The sequence below is a fragment of the Paenibacillus sp. FSL P2-0322 genome (assembly GCF_037975315.1).
GTDB classification, from domain to species: domain Bacteria; phylum Bacillota; class Bacilli; order Paenibacillales; family Paenibacillaceae; genus Paenibacillus; species Paenibacillus polymyxa_B.
This window is the reverse complement of record NZ_CP150243.1, coordinates 4,624,628-4,645,448: the sequence shown is the minus strand read 5'-3', so window position 1 is coordinate 4,645,448 and position 20,821 is coordinate 4,624,628. Positions and strand designations below refer to the sequence as shown.

Annotated in this window: 18 protein-coding genes and 1 other annotated feature; all 18 genes read left to right on the top strand. The window is 47.7% G+C overall.

Translation table 11 applies throughout. The features are described 5' to 3' along the window. The first annotated feature begins 17 nt into the window (after positions 1 to 17). The 18 genes from yihA (at position 18) to MKY24_RS20410 (ending at position 20,811) form a co-directional block, all read left to right on the top strand. Positions 18 to 629: a ribosome biogenesis GTP-binding protein YihA/YsxC gene (gene yihA / locus MKY24_RS20495; protein WP_053325975.1), complete on the top strand. Its 612-nt coding sequence runs from the start codon at positions 18 to 20 to the stop codon at positions 627 to 629. Between the two features lie 288 nt (positions 630 to 917). Then, positions 918 to 1,505 carry a hypothetical protein gene (locus MKY24_RS20490; RefSeq protein ID WP_023989968.1) on the top strand — a complete coding sequence of 196 codons (588 nt, stop codon included), beginning with the start codon at positions 918 to 920 and terminating at the stop codon, positions 1,503 to 1,505. A 267-nt stretch (positions 1,506 to 1,772) separates the two neighbouring features. After that, positions 1,773 to 2,171 (top strand): adenosylmethionine decarboxylase, encoded by a 399-nt coding sequence (gene speD, locus MKY24_RS20485; RefSeq protein WP_053326605.1) that lies wholly within the window; start codon positions 1,773 to 1,775, stop codon positions 2,169 to 2,171. Between the two features lie 248 nt (positions 2,172 to 2,419). Beyond that, positions 2,420 to 3,814 (top strand): glutamyl-tRNA reductase, encoded by a 1,395-nt coding sequence (gene hemA, locus MKY24_RS20480; RefSeq protein ID WP_013311616.1) that lies wholly within the window; start codon positions 2,420 to 2,422, stop codon positions 3,812 to 3,814. 16 nt (positions 3,815 to 3,830) lie between these two features. Further along, entirely contained in the window at positions 3,831 to 4,658 is an 828-nt protein-coding gene (gene ccsA / locus MKY24_RS20475) for a cytochrome c biogenesis protein CcsA (RefSeq protein ID WP_023989966.1), read from the top strand. Between the two features lie 8 nt (positions 4,659 to 4,666). Continuing rightward, complete coding sequence (locus MKY24_RS20470; RefSeq protein WP_028541572.1) at positions 4,667 to 5,314, top strand: NAD(P)-dependent oxidoreductase; 648 nt, start codon at positions 4,667 to 4,669, stop codon at positions 5,312 to 5,314. A 1-nt stretch (position 5,315) separates the two neighbouring features. Beyond that, positions 5,316 to 6,242, top strand: coding sequence for a hydroxymethylbilane synthase (hemC, locus tag MKY24_RS20465; RefSeq protein ID WP_023989964.1), 927 nt, complete (start codon positions 5,316 to 5,318; stop codon positions 6,240 to 6,242). Between the two features lie 4 nt (positions 6,243 to 6,246). Beyond that, positions 6,247 to 7,803 (top strand): uroporphyrinogen-III C-methyltransferase, encoded by a 1,557-nt coding sequence (gene cobA, locus MKY24_RS20460; protein ID WP_023989963.1) that lies wholly within the window; start codon positions 6,247 to 6,249, stop codon positions 7,801 to 7,803. A gap of 47 nt (positions 7,804 to 7,850) precedes the next feature. Continuing rightward, a complete protein-coding gene (gene hemB / locus MKY24_RS20455; protein WP_023989962.1) occupies positions 7,851 to 8,849 on the top strand; it encodes a porphobilinogen synthase in 999 nt (332 codons plus the stop codon). A gap of 30 nt (positions 8,850 to 8,879) precedes the next feature. Further along, positions 8,880 to 10,184: a glutamate-1-semialdehyde 2,1-aminomutase gene (gene hemL / locus MKY24_RS20450; RefSeq protein ID WP_071558353.1), complete on the top strand. Its 1,305-nt coding sequence runs from the start codon at positions 8,880 to 8,882 to the stop codon at positions 10,182 to 10,184. Continuing rightward, positions 10,181 to 11,095, top strand: a complete 915-nt coding sequence (locus MKY24_RS20445; protein ID WP_023989960.1) for an RluA family pseudouridine synthase — start codon at positions 10,181 to 10,183, stop codon at positions 11,093 to 11,095. The genes hemL and MKY24_RS20445 overlap by 4 nt, the downstream gene beginning before the upstream one ends. Before the next feature lie 126 nt (positions 11,096 to 11,221). Beyond that, a complete protein-coding gene (locus tag MKY24_RS20440) occupies positions 11,222 to 12,553 on the top strand; it encodes a LysM peptidoglycan-binding domain-containing protein (protein ID WP_339200750.1) in 1,332 nt (443 codons plus the stop codon). A gap of 71 nt (positions 12,554 to 12,624) precedes the next feature. Continuing rightward, positions 12,625 to 12,909, top strand: a binding site (T-box leader). A 53-nt stretch (positions 12,910 to 12,962) separates the two neighbouring features. Beyond that, positions 12,963 to 15,629, top strand: coding sequence for a valine--tRNA ligase (locus MKY24_RS20435; protein WP_023989958.1), 2,667 nt, complete (start codon positions 12,963 to 12,965; stop codon positions 15,627 to 15,629). A gap of 36 nt (positions 15,630 to 15,665) precedes the next feature. After that, entirely contained in the window at positions 15,666 to 17,042 is a 1,377-nt protein-coding gene (locus MKY24_RS20430) for a folylpolyglutamate synthase/dihydrofolate synthase family protein (RefSeq protein ID WP_339200748.1), read from the top strand. A gap of 6 nt (positions 17,043 to 17,048) precedes the next feature. Further along, positions 17,049 to 18,428, top strand: a complete 1,380-nt coding sequence (murC, locus tag MKY24_RS20425) for a UDP-N-acetylmuramate--L-alanine ligase (RefSeq protein ID WP_013311605.1) — start codon at positions 17,049 to 17,051, stop codon at positions 18,426 to 18,428. A gap of 167 nt (positions 18,429 to 18,595) precedes the next feature. Then, positions 18,596 to 19,816 (top strand): SPOR domain-containing protein, encoded by a 1,221-nt coding sequence (locus MKY24_RS20420; RefSeq protein ID WP_023989956.1) that lies wholly within the window; start codon positions 18,596 to 18,598, stop codon positions 19,814 to 19,816. A gap of 121 nt (positions 19,817 to 19,937) precedes the next feature. Then, positions 19,938 to 20,180 carry a DUF4321 domain-containing protein gene (locus MKY24_RS20415; protein WP_023989955.1) on the top strand — a complete coding sequence of 81 codons (243 nt, stop codon included), beginning with the start codon at positions 19,938 to 19,940 and terminating at the stop codon, positions 20,178 to 20,180. 22 nt (positions 20,181 to 20,202) lie between these two features. Further along, entirely contained in the window at positions 20,203 to 20,811 is a 609-nt protein-coding gene (locus MKY24_RS20410) for a Maf family protein (protein WP_023989954.1), read from the top strand. Positions 20,812 to 20,821: the final 10 nt, after the last annotated feature.

Sequence of the window (20,821 nt, the reverse complement as noted above, 5' to 3'; positions counted from 1 at the left end):
GAGGAATTAAGGACACAATGAAAGTAACAAAAGCAGAATTTATAATAAGTGCGGTTGGTCCCGATCAGTTTCCTGTGGACGCTTTGCCAGAGATTGCTCTGGCGGGGCGCTCCAATGTAGGAAAGTCTTCACTGATTAATCGGTTGATTAACCGTAAAAATTTGGCGCGTACCAGTTCTACGCCAGGTAAAACCCAGCAACTCAATTATTACCGGATTAATGATGATCTCTATTTTGTCGATTTTCCCGGTTACGGTTACGCCAAAGTATCCAAAACGTCCCGCAAGGCTTGGGGGCAGATGATTGAGTCTTATTTGCTGGAGCGTGAGCCACTCAAACTGGTGCTTCAAATGGTAGATTTACGCCATCCGCCCTCCAAGGATGATATCATGATGTATGATTGGCTGCGTCATAATGGGCTTCCCGTATGTGTTGTAGGCACGAAGGCAGATAAGATCCCTAAAACGCGACGAGAAAAGCATTATAAAGTAATCAAGCAGGAACTCGGAATACTTCCCGGGGGATTGTTTATCCCCTTTTCATCCGAAGAAGGTATGGGCAAGGAAGAGCTGTGGTCTGTCATCTCCAGCTATATAGAGAATGACGACGAAGAGCAGGCGGAATTGTAAGGCTAGGGACGTCCTTAAGGGCGTCCTTTTTTCATGATTCGGGCTTCGGGAAAATAAACTTACTAAAACGGTAGGAATAATATATAATAACTAAAGGAACTCGTGGACTTTAAGCAGAAAAGTGAGTGTATATGGAGGATAATGCAGTCTCAACCTCATTATTTTCTGTTTTTTTCGATGTATGGCGGAAATTTATGATTGATGTGCAAGAAAAGCACTGTAGGTCTGATGTATAATAAAGCATAAAGCTTAAACTTATAGGTTCAGGAAAGAATTGAGGAGATTGGTATGGCTCAGCGGTTAGCCACAGAGTATGTTAAAACCACATTGACCTTGTCGGAAACTCAAATGGACGAATTTTTGCGGGCAGTGGATGATCCGCAGGTGCATTACCACATTAAAGTTCTGGATAACGGAAGTCAGGAAATCGTTCTGGAGCATAGTGCGGGTGAGGAAGTTCATTTGTTTTTTGAAGCCAAAGAGGGAGCATTAGTGTGTGAATTGACTTGCCGCTTAATTCATCCGCAACTAACCCTATTTATACGCAAACTTTTTGTTCGTTTTAAGGGTGAAGGCATCGTTTACCGAATGTATCAAGGATTCACTATGGTGTATTTTTATAATGAAGGTACGGTTCGTAAAATTATGGAGAAGAATGCCGCAGGCTCTAAGCTGGTATTTGAATATAAAAATACGGTACAGGAACTGCAACAGCTTTTTCAGCATCAGAACGTCGAAAATGAAATATCAGACGTATATCATCTCATTAATTCGTTGCTTGACCAGCGGAATTTGGCGCGCACTTTCTCGGAGTTGGAACAGATTGACCACAAGCTTCGAATGAGTTGCTCGAAATTATTTGCACTTGAAGCTTAATAAGGCATGAATATATGGAATGAATCGTTATGCAGTGTAGTCCCTTTCTTTACCGAAAGGGGCTTTTTTATTCCAAAAAAATGATTGCATTTGCTGCACATAGATGTTATTTTTAATCTCGTTGAAAATGAATATAGGAACCAGGATTCACTCAGGACATTGAATGTTGCGAGAGGTTATTCCCTCGGGAAGTGAATGACGTAGGTCCTAGCGGATGAAATTTTTTCAAACATTTTATTCCTAGGAAGGGGGAACCGAAAGATGGAATTGGAGTACTCAACTTTCGGAAGACACGTTGCCGTAGATACTTGGGGTGTTGAGTTTGAATTGCTGAATGATGCGCAGCTTTTGGAGGCTCAATTAGTTGAAGCAGCTGAAGCTTGCGGAGCAACGGTGATGTCCGTTCAATCCAAGCAATTCGAACCACAGGGAGCTACCGTGCTTGTACTGTTGTCGGAGAGTCATCTCTCTATTCATACGTATCCTGAGAGAGGATTTGCCGCTATTGATTGTTATACTTGCGGTGAGACTGTCGATCCGCAGCTGGCTATTGATTACCTGGTATCCGTTCTAAAACCGAAAAAAACATATGCGAAGAAGCTGATTCGCGGCTTGGGAGAACTTCAGGTGGAATCACCGGAGTGCAAGCTGGCCGAGTTAGTGTAAATCGTTCTTTATGGAGCCATTTGTGCGTCCTATATTATAACCATGGAACATTTCCATGGTTATTTGTTTTAAAAGTGGTTTACACTAAATCAAATCATACAGAACGTGCTAGATGTTCATGAAAGCCATCCAATTTTCATAAACAATTCATAAAACAGCCGGAGGAGATTCGGACTTCTGTGATATAATTAACATAGTTTATGATAACAGTGGTTATTCTTATTACAGTTTAGGCAGGTGAATTTGCAATGCACATCGTCGTTGTTGGGTTGAATTATCGTACGGCGCCTGTGGAAGTCAGAGAGCGTTTTACATTTGCAGAACAAGATTTGCCAAAAGCGCTGGAACAACTCAAACTTACCAAAAGTGTGTTGGAAGGCGTAGTTGTCGCAACCTGCAATCGGACTGAAATATATGTTGTGGTGGACCGCCTTCACATGTGCGGTTATTTTATACGCAGTTTTATGGAGCAATGGTTTGGCATTCCGCGTGATCAATTTACACAACATTTATATATATATGAGGACGAGCAGGCGATTCGGCATTTGTTCCGTGTGACTTGTGGTCTTGATTCTATGGTAATCGGAGAAACACAAATTTTGGGACAGGTAAAGAACGCTTTTCTTCAGGCTCAATCCCAGAAAATTACGGCAACGTGGTTTAATATGTTGTTTAAGCAGGCCGTCACATTGGGCAAGCGTGCCCATTCGGAGACGTCTATTGGAGAAAGTGCCGTATCTGTCAGCTATGCAGCAGTTGAGCTGGGCAAACGGATTTTCGGGATGTTTACCGATAAAAAGGTACTGATTCTCGGTGCTGGTAAAATGAGCGAGCTTACTGTTAAGCATTTGTACAGCGGCGGAGCAGCCGAGGTTATTGTAGCAAACCGAACCTTGTCCCGTGCGGAAGACCTTGCCTCCAAGTTTCATGGAACGCCGGTTACGATGGAGGAAGGCATGAATCGGTTGGCGGATGTGGATATTGTTATTAGCTCGACAGGTGCCCAGGGTTATATTCTGGATCGGACTCGGGTTGAAGCAAGTATGAAACGTCGACAGTCCCGTCCTTTGTTTATGATTGATATTGCGGTTCCGCGTGATCTCGACCCGGCTATTGGTGAATTACAGAATGTTTTCCTGTACGATATTGATGATCTGGAAGGGATCGTGGAGAGCAATTTGGAAATGCGCCGTACCGAAGCTACAAAAATCGAGCATATGATCGAAGATGAGCTTAGCGAGTTTTATCAATGGTTGAAAACGATGGGAGTGCGTCCGGTGATTCGTGCATTACAGGAAAAAGCGGAGTCTGTACATCAGGATACGTTGGAAAGCTTGTTCAATAAGCTTCCCGAGCTGGATGAACGGCAACGCAAAGTGATTAGCCGCTTGACGAAGAGTATGCTGAATCAGATGATGCATGATCCGATCAATCGGGTAAAGGAACTGGCTGTCCAAAAGCAGGGAAATGAGGCCCTAGACATGTTTAGCCACATTTTTGCTCTGGAGGATCGTTTGGATGACGCCGCTCAGAAAGTAGATAAAAGCGATGCATCTGCGTTAATGAAACCGGAAGCCGGTGTTCATGAAAAGACCGTTCAGGCTCAGGCTTTGCCAGCGTCGTTTGCGCCGGCCAGCCTGTAAAGGTGGGTGAACAGACGTGGCTTCAGGCATGCTTATATATGATTCAATGATTTATGTTTTTGCCCTGAGCCTTCTGTTTGTATTCTCGGATGGGATTCGTCGCAATGCGAATGCTAAACGGACAGGTACAGGGCTTCTTGTTGTCGTTCTGGTGCTCCAGCTTGCTTATATGGGGATAAGAACCTGGAATGAAGGGCATCTTCCTATTTTCGTGACCTATGATTTTCTATTTCTGTTCTCAGTTATTTTGGTACTGATTTCTTTGATTCTGACACGTTATCAGCGATCCGAATTTGCGGTATTGCTGCTTAATATTATTAGTTTTGCAGTGCTAGTGCTCAACAATATATGGATGAAGCCTCTCGACAACCCGCTTGGAAATTGGCATACAGTGCATGGGCTGCTCCTGATTCATATTGCGCTGGCTAATCTTGGTTTTGTAGCAATGACGGTAGCGGCTGTATTTTCGGGGTTATATCTGTTTTTGCATCGTAAATTGAAAGTAAAGAAATGGAATGACACGATCAGGCGCCTGCCGAGTCTGGAAATGATGGATCGGTATACGCATATGGCGCTGTTGATTGGTACTCCTTTGCTGGGAGTCTCTATTGTAGTTGCCGTTATTTCTATTATTGCCGAGGAACGCTGGCGTCTCTTGCTCGATACCAAGGTGCTGATGACAGCGATTGCCTTGTGCGTGTATATTGTATTTTTAGTGAGCAAAAGATTGAATCAGCGTTCAGGGCTTGTGATGGCAAAGTGGGCATTGGTGGGCTACACGCTATTGATTCTTAATTTTTTGCTGAATTCCTGGTCTGTATTTCATCAGTGGACGGGAGAGTGAAAAGCCTTTTGCAGCATTTTGTCCCGATTTCGTTGAATTGTAAGAATAGGATCTGTTGTGTTGTAGGTGGCGGTAGGATTGCGGAACGAAAGGTAAAGGGGATGATGGAAAGTGGGGCATTCATTACCGTCATTAGCCCGAATATAACGCCGGATTTACAGGTTCTGGCGGATCACAAGCAGCTCCACTGGGTAAATCGCGTATATCGCGAGGGTGACCTCCAGGGAGCCTTTCTTGTATATGCGGCGACGAACCAGAGAGAAGTGAATTATGAGGTTGCGCATGAGGCCAGACAAAGGGGTATACTGGTAAATGTGGCGGATCGATCGGAAGATGGAGACTTTATAACGCCGGGTATCATTCGACGAGGAAGATTGACGATTAGTATTTCCACAGAAGGGGCTGGCCCTGCTGTGACCGCTGATATTACATCAGCTTTGGATACGTTGTTTGGTAGCGAATACGAGCCATATCTGGATTTCATGCACGATATGCGACAGATCATCAAACATAAGATAAGTTCTCCACAGCAAAGGACCAAACTACTGAGGCGCTTGGCGAGTAGCGGAATTTTGGATCAAATACGCCGTCATGAATTTATGGCTTGGACCGAAAAAGAAATAGACCTATGGATTGCGCAAAATCAGGAGGAATAACATGCGAACAATTGTGGTAGGCAGCAGACAGAGTGCGCTGGCGTTAACTCAGACCGGGCATGTCATTGAAGATTTGAACGCGCTGTGCGCGGAGCATGGAATGGATTTGCAATTTGTCGTGAAGAAAATCCTGACCAAGGGTGATCGAATATTGGATGTAACCTTGTCCAAAGTGGGTGGCAAAGGGCTTTTTGTCAAAGAAATTGAACAGGCCATGCTGGCTGGTGAGATTGATATGGCAGTACATAGTATGAAGGATATGCCTTCCGAATTACCGGAAGGGCTTGTCAACGGCGCTGTGCCGCGCCGTGAGGATCCACGTGATTGCCTGATCACATTGGGCGCCAAGAGCCTGGAGGATTTGCCTCAAGGGGCAAAGGTGGGCACGAGCAGCCTGCGCAGAGCCAGTCAAATCAAGTCCATGCGACCTGATCTACAATTGGAGCCTGTGCGTGGTAATATTGATTCCCGTCTGAAAAAGCTGGAGACGGAAGGTTTTGACGCTATCATTTTGGCGGCAGCAGGCTTGCATCGGATGGGCTGGAAAGAGCGAATTACGTCCTATATACCGGAAGAAGACTGTTTGCCGGCGGTTGGGCAGGGAGCGCTGGGTATTGAATGTCGTGCGAGCGACGAAGAGCTATTGGCCTTGCTGCGCCTTTACAACGACCGGGATACCTCGGCTACCGTTGCGGCAGAACGAACCTTTCTGGGCGTGTTAAATGGGGGATGTCAAGTGCCGATCGGGGCTCATGCGGTCTGGGCTGGTCAAGAAATCAGCCTCACGGGCATGGTAGGATCGCCAGATGGCGAGTTTATTTTGAAGGAAACGCTCCAGGGAAATGATCCGCAAAAGCTGGGAGAAGCGGTGGCGGCCAGTTTGATAGCCAAAGGAGCGGAACAGATTCTGGCGCAGGTGAGGGGATGATAGCATGGCAGGAAAAGTATATTTGGTAGGTGCAGGACCCGGAGACGCAAGATTAATTACGGTCAAGGGTTGGGAATGCATTCAATTGGGCGATGTCATTGTGTACGACAGGCTGGCAAGCCCACGCCTCTTGGGACTGATGAAGCCAGGTGCCCAAAAAATATATGTCGGCAAGTTGCCAGATCGTCACACCATGAAGCAAGAGGAAATTAATCAGCTGCTGGTGGATTTGGCCTTGGAGGGCAAAACAGTTGTTCGTCTTAAAGGGGGAGACCCCACTATATTTGGACGAGTCGGCGAGGAAGCTGGGCTATTGCGTAAACACGGTATTTCCTATGAAATTATACCCGGCATCACATCAGCGATCAGTGTGCCCGCCTATGCGGGCATTCCAGTCACACACCGAGATATGGCCTCATCGCTTTCTATCATTACAGGTCATGAAAGTCCGGATAAACTCGACAAAAGTATTCATTGGGATAAAGTGACGAACGCAACGGGCACACTGATCTTTATGATGGGTGTAGCAAAGATCGGCTATATCAGTGAACAGCTCATAAAACACGGCAAGCCGTCAGATACTCCTGTTGCCTTGATCCGTTGGGGGACCCGCGCCGAGCAGGATACGCTGGTGGGTACGCTGGCGGATATTGAAGCTAAGGTGAAGGCCGCGAATTTTCAGCCTCCCGCCGTCATCGTTGTCGGAGAAGTGGTCAATCAACGTGAACAGTTAAAATGGGCTGAGGACATGCCTTTGTTTGGCAAGCGGATTTTAGTTACTCGCGCGCGTGCGCAGGCCAGCAGTCTGGTTCACCGGATTGAAGAGCTTGGTGGCGAGCCTTATGAATTTCCAGTTATTCAGACTGTCGCCCCTTCGGACGAGCCAACCAAACAGGAAATTAAAGAGGCATTTGCACGACTGCCTGAATATGATTGGGTGTTTTTTACCAGCGTTAATGGAGTGGAATACTTTTTCACGCACTTAAAGGAACAGGGCAAGGACGTACGCGCGTTGTTCAAAGCGCGTATTGCCGCAGTCGGACCGGCTACAGCAGCCGCGCTTCGGACGCACGGAATTGCGGCAGAACAGATCGAAGGCCCTTTTCAGGCAGAGGGCTTGCTCGAAGGGTTTGAGCAGGATTTGCAGGCAGGGCAGAATGTATTTCTCCCAAGGGGTGATCTAGCTCGGTCGTGGCTGCCAGAAAAGCTGAGGGAGATGGGCCTTCATGTGACCGAGGCTGATTTGTATCAAACGGTGCTGGCAGCCAACACACAGGATGACGAGCTCCTCAAGCTGCTTGAGGAACGTGCCATTCACGCGATTACGTTTACGAGTTCCTCAACCGTCACCTTTTTTCTGGAAGCGCTCAGACAAATGGGGATCCATGATCCGTTGTCGCTGCTGGAGGGAGTTACGATTGCTGTGATCGGTCCTTTGACCGGTGAGACAGCTACCCAAGCCGGTTTGACTGTGAGTTTTATGTCAGAGAAGGCAACCATTGAAAGTCTGATTCAATCGTTATGTGACTGGAAACGATCAAGTACTCTTATGACATTATAATTTTTTGTTTTTGCTAATGAATGTATAAAAAATGGAGGTTTGTATTCATGAGTGTTCCTTTTACTAGACATCGTCGTTTGCGCCAGTCAGCTGCAATCCGCAGTATGGTGCGTGAGACGGTATTGAATCCCGCTGATTTTATCCAACCGATTTACGTAACATTTGGCACTGGAGTGAAACAGGAAATTAGCTCTATGCCAGGTGTATACCGTTTTTCTCTGGATCGGCTGGAGGAAGAACTGAAAGAGATTAGTGAGCTTGGCATTCCCGCCGTGCTCCTGTTTGGCATACCGGAAACAAAAGACAGTGTAGGGACTTCGGCTTTTGTGGACGATGGTATTGTTCAGGAAGCAACTCGTTTGATCAAGTCTCGTTATCCCGAACTGCTGGTTGTGGCTGATACTTGTTTGTGTGAGTTTACGGACCATGGACACTGCGGTATGGTACACATGCATGAGCATGATGGTGAGGTATGCGGTGAAGTATTGAATGATGAATCTCTGAAGGTGCTGGTACGTACAGCCGTTTCTCAGGCCAGAGCTGGTGCGGATATTATCGCGCCATCTAATATGATGGACGGTTTTGTACAGGCGATTCGGCAGGGGCTGGATCTAGAAGGCTTTTCACATATTCCGATTATGTCGTATTCCGTCAAATATGCGTCTGCTTTTTATGGTCCTTTCCGGGAAGCTGCTGATTCTGCACCGCAGTTTGGTGACCGTAAATCCTATCAGATGGATCCTGCTAATGCACGTGAAGCATTGCGAGAAGCGGAATCTGATGTGCTGGAGGGTGCGGATATGCTGATGGTGAAGCCTTCTCTTTCTTACCTGGACGTGATGCGCACGATTAAGGATCAATTTGATCTGCCTATGGTGGCTTACAACGTTAGTGGTGAATATGCCATGGTCAAGGCAGCAGCTCTTCAAGGCTGGATTGATGAAAAAGCAATGGTGCTAGAGATTTTGACAAGCATGAAGCGTGCGGGTGCAGATATGATTATTACCTATTCGGCCAAGGATGCGGCAAGATGGTTGAAGCAATAAGTCTATTTTCAGAAGATAGGAGTGGTCAGATTGATCGATGAACAACGAACAGTGCGCAAGGATACGAACTCCAAAGTAGCCTTCGATGAGGCAAAACAATACATTCCGGGTGGCGTAAACAGCCCGGTACGGGCTTTTAAATCTGTTGGGATTACACCTGTATATATCGACCATGGCGAAGGATCGCGCGTATATGATATTGATGGTCAATCCTATTTAGACTATGTATGTTCATGGGGACCGCTTATTATGGGGCATGCACATCCCGAAGTGGTTAAAGCTTTACAGGCTGCTGTTGTAAAAGGAACCAGCTTCGGCGCACCAACGTTGGCAGAAACTGAAATGGCCAAGCTCGTTTGTGAACGTGTTCCTTCCATGGATATTGTACGTATGGTTAACTCCGGAACTGAGGCGACTATGAGTGCGATTCGACTCGCACGCGGATTTACGAGCCGTAGTAAAATTCTTAAATTTGAGGGATCATATCACGGTCATGCGGACAGCTTGCTGATTAAAGCAGGCTCTGGTGTTGCGACCTTAGGCTTGCCCGATAGTCCGGGTGTACCTGAAGTCGTGGCCACCCATACAATCACCGTCCCTTATAATGATTTGGCTTCGGTGAAGCTAGCTTTTGAGAAATTTGGCGAAGAGATTGCCGCAATTATTGTCGAGCCAGTAGCAGGCAATATGGGCGTTGTACCGCCACAGCCTGGATTTTTGGAAGGTTTGCGTGAGGTAACCCAGCAGTACGGAAGTCTGCTGATTTTTGATGAAGTAATGACTGGATTCCGGGTTGGACTTCATTCGGCTCAAGGTCGCTTTGGTGTGACGCCGGATCTTACCTGTCTGGGTAAAGTGATTGGTGGTGGACTCCCTGTAGGTGCTTACGGCGGACGTCGCGATATTCTGGAGCAGATTGCTCCATCGGGACCAATATATCAAGCGGGTACGCTTAGCGGAAATCCGCTGGCTATGGCAGCAGGTTATTCGACACTTAAATTGCTGACGCCAGAAGTATACGAACGTCTGGAAGAGCGGGCAGCAAGGCTTCAAGCCGGATTCGAACGTAATGCGAGCGAGCTGGGTATCCCTGTCACGATCAATCGCGTGGGTTCTATGGTTTGTCCATTTTTTACAGAAGAAAAGGTTGTCAATTTTGACACAGCTAAAACGAGTAATCAGGACCACTTCCGCCGTTACTTTACTGAAATGGTGAATGAGGGAGTTAGTGTGGCACCATCTCAATTTGAGGGTATGTTTGTGTCGGGCGTGCATACGGTAGAGGATATTGATGCTACCATTGAGGCGAACTATCGCGCGCTCAAACGTCTATGAGCTGGCAAGGTGGCTGGAAAAGAAGAGGACCGTGGCTGGAAGTCACGCCAGGACGGGAAGTCACAGACGGGGAAAAAAACAGCGCTGATGCTGTAGATCAGTGGTTGCTGAATCGTTTGGAATTACCGGAAAAGCTGTGGCGCAGACTGCGTCATGAAAAAGAGATTGAACTTACAGGGGACCGGCTGCGGCTGGCCCTTTTTCCTGTAATGAACTTTGGCATCACCCCTCGTTGGTATGATTTGAAGGTACTGTATGAAGATGATTTTTGCCTGGTAGTGCATAAACCAGCAGGTATGGCAGTACATCCGGACGGCGCTGTGCAGGATGGTCCGCTGACGTTGGATCATGCTGTCGCATCCTACTATGAGATGAATGGCATACATGCGGCGGTACGGCATGTACATCGTCTGGATGTGGATACGACGGGCCCAGTGCTGTATGCCAAAAATGAATTTGCGTTGCTCAAGCTGGACGAGCAAATGAGAGCTAAGGATATCGGCCGCAGGTATGTAGCTTTGGTACGAGGGAAAGTACCTCCATCGCTGCGAACGTTGGATTGGCCTATTGGCAAGGACAGGCATCATAAGCAGCGCCGCCGTGTATCTCCGACTGGGCAGAAGGCGGTTACCCATATTGAACTTGGGGAAGTATGGGGAAGCGGTTCAAGTGCAGTGAGTCTCGTATATCTGACGCTGGAGACAGGCCGGACGCACCAGATTCGCGTACATCTTAGTCATGCTGGCTACCCGTTGCTTGGGGATGTATTATACGGGGGGCGGGCTACTGATTTTGGCAGGCAGGCGCTGCACGGAGAGCGTCTTATCTTCTGTCATCCGCTGAGTGGCGAAACGATTACCGTGGAGGATGCTTGGCCGGATGATTTTCAAAAGCTGCACAAACAGCTATAAAAGATGGCATGCCTTCTATTTTGGCGCATATACTTGAACCTAGAAACGGTTTGCAATATGGAGTTTCCGTGCGCCTGACCAGAAGTCAGAGGATGTGCGGAGACTGCCCAAAGGAGGATGCCATCCTTGAACAAACAACAGAATGATCAGCCGCAAGGCTTGCGTTTTGATATTTATGAACGCATTCATTTGACGGAGGAAGCTGCCGGGATTGCTGAGTTGGAGGAAATTGAGCTTCTGCCACGCATTCAGGTTGTAACCCACGGCGACCATGCCGCTTTGCGAGGGCATTTGCTGCTGGAGGGCGTGTACCGCACACCTGAACAGATCACGAGCGAGCTTCATCATTTGATCCCTGTGGAAATTACCATTCCGCTAAACCGCGTAGGGAGATTGGAAGATATCTCTGTCGAGATTGAAAATTTTGATGTGGACCTGCTCTCTTTACGTAGTCTAAACATTACAGGTGTTCTTTCTTTGCATGGCGTGGAAAGCTCGCACGCGGAGGAGACGGCGGTCTGGCTGGATGAGGAATTCACCGTAGTGCATGCACCTGAGCAACCGGTTCAATCCCATTCCGCCGATGGAGAGCATCGCCATGCAGAGGCCTATTCTACCAATGACTCGACCTCCGATTACGTTACAGACCCTGAAACCTCCTACAGAGTGCCAGCACAACAGGAGTCCGTTTCATGGGAACAGCTGTCTGAGGGCCAAGGAGAACAGAAGGCATCGTCGGAACAGCAAGCTTATGAGTCGGCAGTAGACCCTAACCGATTCTATGAGCCTTGGACGGGTAAAGCAGTTGAAGACAGCTCTCCAGAGGTCAAGCATGAGCATGGGTCTCCGGAAGTGTGGGGATTTCAGCAAGAGGAAGCATGGACAGGGGGGAATGAACCTAAAGTATCTTCCGCATCTCCCAATGTAGTATATGACCCTTTGTTGAATGAACCGCATCTTGCCACGGAGTCCGAGGTCTATTTGGAGCCACAGTTGGAGGAGAGTCAAGTAGATAACTTCGACTTCAGGCCTGAAGCGTCAGAACAGGTGAACCACGAGGCCCATGACACCTTTACTGAGGATAAGCCAGAGATGCGTGTGGCGCTTAACAGTAAAAAGGATGAAGGGGCAGACGAGCCAGACCCGGTTGTCTACTCATCATTGCTCCAATCCAGCCGTTCGGTGAAGGAAGCCGAATACCAGCAGCAATTGGAGCAGGAGCCGCAGGATCAGGATCAGAAAGCCGAAGAAGAGCGGGAGAATGCCAAGTGGAAGAACCTTTTTTTTCATACACAAGATGAAACACCTTTTCGCAAGGTGCGCTTATGCATTGTACAGCGCGAGGATACACTGGAAACCATAGCTGACCGTTATCAGCTCAGCACACGTGAGCTTCAACTGTATAACAGATTGGCGGAGCATCATGTGGAAGAAGGACAGGTATTGTACATCCCTTGATCCGGTTGCTGAAAAATGCACAGCGGGTGTTGACTATAGTCAATGGGAAATGTATGATGTGGTATAGTTATTGAAAGACTGAGATCGGGAAGAGTAGGCAGCAAGCCCTTCAGAGAGTGGAATTGCAGCGCTGTGAGGTTCCGCAGGAAGCTACTGGCCGAAGTCACCCGGGAGTCGCCTGTTTGAACGGTTCCTCATTTAATTCCTACGGAAGATAAGAGGTTCACGGTAGAATAAGGCCGGTCCGCAACCGTTATCTGCATAAAGTGTCACACCATGTGTAATGGATCAGTGGATACATACACTAGGGGTGAAACAAAGGTGGTACCGCGAGAGAACAGCCTTTCGTCCTTTGAGGATGAAGGGCTTTTTTTATTTGCCAATTGAAAAATCATGGAGGTATCCTGATATGTCAGAACAAGACAACAAGACAACCTTGGAAATGCCAACAACGTACGATCCAAAATCAGCAGAACAAAAATGGTACAAAACGTGGATGGAGAAGGGCTATTTCCGCGCCGGGCAACATCCGGAGGCAGAGCCTTTTACAATCGTTATTCCACCACCGAATGTTACAGGTATGTTGCATATTGGACATGCTCTTGACTTTACTTTGCAGGATATTATTATTCGCGCCAAGCGGATGCAGGGTTATGATGCCTTGTGGCTGCCAGGGGCAGACCATGCGGGTATTGCTACCCAAACAAAGGTAGAGCAAAAGCTGCGTGAAGAAGGCCTGACACGTTATGATTTGGGCCGCGAGAAGTTTTTGGAGAAAGTGTGGGAGTGGAAGGAACTTTATCTGGATAATATCCATAATCAATGGGAAAAGATGGGTTTCTCTCTCGATTATTCTCGTGAGCGTTTTACGCTGGATGAGGGACTGTCCCAAGCGGTACGCGAGGTATTCGTTACACTGTACAAGAAGGGTCTGATTTATCGCGGTAAACGCATCATTAACTGGGACCCCGCTGCACGTACTGCATTATCGGACATTGAGGTGGAATACAAAGAGGTGAACGGAAATCTGTATCACCTGCAATATCCACTTAAAGACGGTAGCGGATTTATTACGGTAGCTACTACACGTCCTGAAACGATGCTGGGCGATACAGCTGTAGCTGTACACCCGGAAGATGAACGCTACAAGCAAATGATTGGCAAAACGCTTGTGCTCCCAATCATCGGACGGGAAATTCCGGTCATTGCGGATGACTACGTTGATAAAGATTTCGGTAGCGGCGCGGTTAAAATTACACCGGCTCACGACCCGAATGACTTTGAAATGGGACAACGTCACCAGCTGCCACAAATTACGGTGATGGACGAAACGGGAACGATGAATGCCGAAGCAGGCAAATATCAGGGCCTTGATCGTAGCGATTGCCGTAAGCAAATCGTCGCTGATCTGAAAGAGCAGGGCGTACTGATTCGTATTGAAGAGCACGTACACCAAGTAGGCCACAGTGAGCGTACAGGTGTAGTTGTAGAACCTTATCTGTCCACACAATGGTTTGTGGAAATGAAGCCTCTGGCAGCTAAAGCGATTGAAGTGCAGAAGGCTGGCAACGGGGTAAACTTTGTACCGGATCGCTTTGAACGTACTTATCTGCATTGGATTGAAAATGTGCGTGACTGGTGTATTTCCCGTCAATTATGGTGGGGACACCGTATTCCGGCTTGGTACGATGAGGAAACCGGAGAAGTTATTGTATCAGCGGAGGACCCTACAACTTTGCCTGAGTACGCTGGCAGAAAGCTAAAACAGGATGAGGATGTGCTGGATACCTGGTTCAGCTCGGCTTTGTGGCCGTTTTCGACACTGGGCTGGCCTGAGCAGACAGAGGACCTCAAACGCTACTATCCGACTAATGTCTTGGTTACAGGCTATGACATTATTTATTTCTGGGTATCGCGTATGATTTTTACCGCGCTGGAGTTTACGGAAGAGATACCGTTCAAGGACGTACTTATGCACGGGTTGGTTCGTGATGCGGACGGTAGAAAAATGTCCAAATCCCTCGGCAACGGTGTTGATCCGCTCGACGTGATTGACCAATATGGTACCGATGCCATGCGTTATATGATTTCCACCAGTAGCACGCCTGGGCAAGACCTTCGTTTCCGCTGGGAGCGGGTGGAGCAGGCCCGTAACTTTGCCAATAAAATCTGGAATGCGTCACGCTTTGCGCTGATGAATCTGGAAGGCGTCACTTCGGCAGATATAGACATTACTGGTGACTTGAGCACTGCTGATCGTTGGATCCTGCATCGTCTAAACGAAACTTCACGCGACATCACGCGTCTAATAGATGCTTATGAATTTGGCGAGACAGGCCGCCTTCTGTATAACTTTATTTGGGATGATTTGTGCGACTGGTACATTGAGTTTGCGAAGCTTTCCCTATATGGCGACAATGCAGAGGCGAAAAAGAAAACGCAATCCGTACTTGCATATGTATTGGATCGGACGCTGCGCATGATTCATCCGTTCATGCCGTTTATCTCTGAGGAAATATGGCAGCATCTCCCGCATGAGGGAGAAACGATTACACTGGCCGCTTGGCCTGTTTATGATCCGGCTTTTGAGGATAAGGATGCAGTCGCTGAAATGAATTTGCTGATCGACGTAATTCGCGCTGTACGCAATATCCGCGCTGAAGTCAACGTGCCAATGAGTAAGAAAATTGAATTGCTCATAAAACCCGGCGATCAAGCCGTTCTCGATATCATTAACCGCAATGGGGAATATGTACGTAGATTCTGTAATACGTCTGAATTCGACGCAGGATTAGAATTCACCGTTCCAGATAAAGCGATGACATCTATAGTTAGCGGCGCAGAGCTATACCTGCCGCTGGCCGGACTGCTTGATATTGCCCAGGAAATTAGCAGACTGGAAAAAGAACTTCAGCATTTGAACAGTGAAGTGGAGCGCGTGGAGAAAAAGTTATCTAACCAAGGCTTTGTGGCGAAGGCACCAGCTAAAGTCATCGAGGAAGAAAAGGCCAAGCAAGCCGATTACTCAGATAAGCGCGCTAAAGTTATCGCACGTATTGAAGAACTCAAGGGATAATTTCACTCACAATAAAATGACCTGAAGGTGAAGAGGATGTCAGATACGATCAGGGGCGGAGATACGGCTCCTTTACAAAGCTATGATGAAGCAGTGGAATGGATTAACGGCTTGATTCCGTTTGGCATCAGACCCGGATTGGAACGAATTGAACAGCTAATGAGTAAGTTGGGTGATCCGCAACGACATCTGAAGTTTGTGCATATTGCGGGAACCAACGGTAAAGGCTCGACTTGTGCCTTTCTGACCTCTGTGCTACTGAAATGTGGGTACGATGTCGGAACTTTTACATCTCCGTACATCACCCGATTTACGAACCGTTTTCAATTCAATGGGACCGATATTCCCGATGAAACGCTGGTTTTGCTTGCCAATCGCTTGTATCCGTTGGTGAAAGAAATCGCAGATAGTGAATTGGGATCACCTACGATGTTTGAGGTATCGACAGCGTTGGCTATTTTATACTATGCTACGGTATCTTTCCCAGATGTTGTGGTATGGGAGACAGGTCTCGGGGGAAGGATGGATGTAACTAATATCGTGAGTCCAATCGTCTCGGTTATTACGAATGTCGGCTATGATCATACGGATATTTTGGGAGATACGCTCGAACAGATTGCAAGGGAAAAGGCTGGTATCATCAAACCGGGTGTACCTGTCGTCAGTTGTGTTTCCCAACCCGAGGCTATTCAGGTCATACGTGAAACGGCGGCAAAGCAAGGAGCTACCTTGTACCTGGCAGGAGAACAGTTTACGTATGAACGGCTAAATGGGGATGAAACAGCTCAGACCTTTTCATTCGCGGGGCCCTTCCGACATATGGAAATTGACATCACGTTGTTAGGCGAGCACCAATGTTCTAATGCGGCAGGAGCTATGATGGCACTTGAGGTCCTACGTCAGTATATGGCTTTTGTGTTGGATGATGCAGAATTGCTGGAGGGCTTTAGGCAAACTGCCTGGGCAGGGCGTCTCGAACAAGTCAGTACCTCGCCGAGGATTGTCCTTGATGGAGCTCATAATCCAGAAGGAGCACAGACGCTGGCCAAGAGTCTTCCTCAAGTGTATTCGTACAAAAAATTGGTTTTAATGATGGGGATGCTGTCAAACAAGCATCATGAAGCATACTTGCAGCATATACTGCCACTAGTGGATACGCTTATCCTGACCGAGCCCGATTTTCGCCGCAAAATGAATGCCGCTGAATTGGCTCATCTCGTGGAGAAGCTGCGGCCGTCTTATGCCAAAACGGATTTAAAAATAATTGTAGAAGGTGACTGGAAAAAGGCTCTTGGCCTGTTTCAGTCACATACGGAAGCGGAAGATCTGGGGGTGGTGTCCGGCACGCTGTACCTTATTGCGGATGTACGGGCTACCCTTATGTATCAAACCGATTCGGAAAAAGGTTGGTGAAATTTGTTGATTACTTCGGAACATGTTCATTTTATCGGTATCGGCGGATATGGGATGAGCGCGATTGCTCGGGTCATGCTGGAGATGGGTTATACCGTGACTGGCTCAGATGTGGCATCACAAGAACTGACAGAAAAACTGGCGGCAAAAGGCGCAAAAATATATATTGGACACACGCCTGAGCATATTGCAGGCGCGGATATCGTCGTCTATTCAACAGCATTGTCACGTGACAATGTGGAGCGGGTGGCAGCGGAGGAATTGAATATTCCAACTCTGCACCGTTCGCAGATGCTGGCTCGCTTGCTTAACGAACGTAAGGGAATAGCTGTTGCGGGTGCGCACGGTAAAACGACAACCTCTTCCATGATCGCTCTGGTTATGGAGAGATGTAACGTTGATCCAACGTATATTATTGGCGGCGAAATCACGAATTTGGGAACGAATGCCAAAGCAGGTAAAAGCGAGTTTGTCGTTGCTGAGGCGGATGAGAGTGATGGTTCTTTCCTGCAATATCATCCTTGGCAAGGCATCGTAACCAATATTGAAGCGGATCATTTGGAAAATTACGATGGCGACTTTAATCGTCTGAAAAGTGCCTATGTACAGTTTTTGAGTCAAATTCGACCGGATGGGGCGGCTATTGTATGCGCAGATGATCAGAACATCCGGGAAATGCTGCCTCAACTCCAGACTCGGGTCATTACTTATGGAGTGGAGCATGAAGCGGATTATATGGCGACAGATATCCAATTAGGTGACCGTCGATTAAGCTTCACTATGAGCCGCAAGGGAACAGCACTCGGAACGATCGAACTATCAGTGCCGGGTAAACATAACATGTATAATGCGATGGCGACTGTGATTTCATGTTTGGAAGCAGGGATTCCATTCGATCAAATCGCTGCGACAATTGTGGAATTTCACGGCGCGAAGCGTCGTTTTCAAGTACTAGGTGAAAGCAATGACATACTGATTATTGATGACTATGCGCATCACCCAACAGAGATTGAGGCTACGATTAGCGCAGCGAGAGCGACTGGCAAACGTATTATTGCTGTATTCCAGCCGCAACGCTATAGCCGCACCTTTTTCCTGCTCGATGCGTTCAGCCGCGCGTTTAGCGAGGCTAGTGAAGTCATAATTACCGATATTTATTCACCAGCGGGAGAAAAACAGATTGAAGGCGTGCATTCTTCCAAGCTCGTGGATTTAATCGTCCAAAACAGCAATGCGAATGCAATCTATTTGCCGACCAAAGAAGCTGTGATCGAGGAGTTGAAAGATCGCTTACAGCCGGGTGATCTTGTGCTGACGATGGGAGCGGGAGATATCTGGAAAGCAGGTGACGCGTTAGCGCGCCATCTTCGCGGACAGCAAGTGTAATACGTATAAAAATGAGCTGTTACGCCAATGAATTACATTTATTCGAGGGTATTCCGAACACGACTGTGTTTCGGGATACCCTTTTTTTGTAATGCTGGGGCATATATTCTTAGCTTGACTCATACAACAGACTATGAGGAAGTATGGGACAAGGAGGGAGTGCATCCATGAACAAGACCAAGATGACATTCCGGTTCGACCAACAGTTGCCGGAGACAAGCCGGGAGGATAAGCTACAGGTGCTTCCGTACAAAAACGAGTCGATTACGAACGAACAGCGTGAAACTGATAACTCGCATAAAGGAACGGAACGGAACAGAGGAATGAAGAAAAATACTGTAGCTACGCAAGAATCAGAGATCAACGAGCCTGAGGATCTGAACAAACGCATTTCAAGTCGGCGTTTTGCTCCAACATTAAGAGTACAAGAGGGATGGGATGACCCCTTTGGTCGTTCGGCGGCTTCCTGGTCAGATGCGGAAGTTCTACCAGATAGCCTGGAAGAGGATGAGGAAGCTTATCATTCTGTCCAAGAGTACAGAAAGCGTCCGCCCCACCCTTCAAGATGGAAACTGGTTGGCTCTGTAGCCAGCGCGCTGGTGACCGGAGGCATGTTTGGATATATTATGTTGTTACTGTTTAACGGAGGAGGCATGGTCCCGGGATCAGATCCTTCAGTAGAGGAGGCAGTACCGGTCTTTAAAGAATCTGTTGGTGTGGATGCAATATCTGCAAAAGAGAATTCTGTCCCTGTCACTGTCATAGAGGCTCAGGTACCTCCACAAACCTACTATTTGCTGCAATATGGGGTTTTCAGCACTCCAGAACGGGCCTTACAAGCAAAAGAAGAACTGTTGAAGGCAGGCATTGCAGCAGGAGGGGATACCGAGGACCAAAACCGGGTATATGCAGGAATATCGCCGGATAGGGAGCAAGCCAAGTTGCTCAGCAATCAGTTGAAAACACAAGGAGTCGATTTGTATGTTCGTGAGCTTGAATTACCTGGATTCGAAAAAGCAGCTTACGGAGGCGAAGGTGATAAACTCACTAGCTTTTTTCAGTTAAGCAGTTCATTGGTGGGTAAGTTGAGCGGACTTTCCTCAACCTTGCTCGGAGAAGGAGGTCCGAATACGGTGCCAGCCTCCGACATGAAGGAGCTGAACGACCTGCATCAGCAGTGGACACAAAATATCACTGCACTTCCCACTGGGCTTTCGAAGGAAGCGGCTGTCTCCGCAACCTCACTTGAAAAGGCGATGAACAGTGCGATCTCTGCAATTGGGGAATATAACAAGAACACAGCCAAGGAACACATTTGGGAGATTCAATCCTCCATGATGGAATATGTTTTGCGTGAGAGGGAATTTATCCAATTCATAAAACAATAAGCTAACCATATTTTCCGGCAAGGAACTGGAAATAGTTCCCCATGCCGGATTTCTGTTTGTATTGCAGTACAAATCACCGTATAATAATGAAGGTGTCAAAAAATGGCGAGGGAAGATCAGGATGAAAAAAAATGTAGGAATGCTTATACTGTTTTTGTTGCTCGGTTGGCTCTTGGGTGCATGGATTGCCAAAGCCCTTCAATCGATCAAGTTCCTTTCCTTTCTGACCCACCCCACTAGGATATCTTGGTCGCCGAGAGCGGACCTGGATATTATCAGCTACAACATAACGATAAATTTTGAATTGAGCCTGCTTAGTCTGATCGGCATCATTGCCGCGTTCTGGCTGTACCGCAGGCTCTAACTGATGAAAAGGAGCTTCCCTTATGGACGGGAAAATTACGCCCCGCATTATTCTGGCATCGACTTCACCAAGAAGGAAGGAATTGCTCGCATTTTTGAGATTCCCCTTTGAGGTGGTGCCGAGTCATGCGGATGAGAGCACGCCTGAGAGCTGGACGCCTCAGCAAATCGTGGAGACCCTTGCGGCACGCAAAGCCGAAGCGGTCGTGAACACTGCCGCTCAGTCGAAGGAAGCCGGACTGGTGATTGGCAGTGATACCATTGTCGTGCTGGATGGTTCGGTATTGGGCAAGCCTGCCGACCATGCGGACGCGGTTCGCATGCTGACTGCATTGCAGGGAAGGACACACCGTGTGTACACCGGGGTAGCCTGCATACATACCGGAACCGGCGAAATGCTTGTCAGACATCGCCAAACGGAGGTTACAATGAAGCCTCTGAGTCAAGAGCAAATTGTGTCATACGTGAATACTGGTGAACCGTCTGACAAAGCAGGAGCGTATGGCATTCAAGGCATGGGTGCTACGCTGGTGGAATCTATTCAGGGTTGTTATTTTAACGTCGTAGGATTGCCGCTTTCCTTGCTGTCGGACATGCTGTCCGATTTTGGAGTGAATGTGTTGCGTCCATAAAGGGGATAAA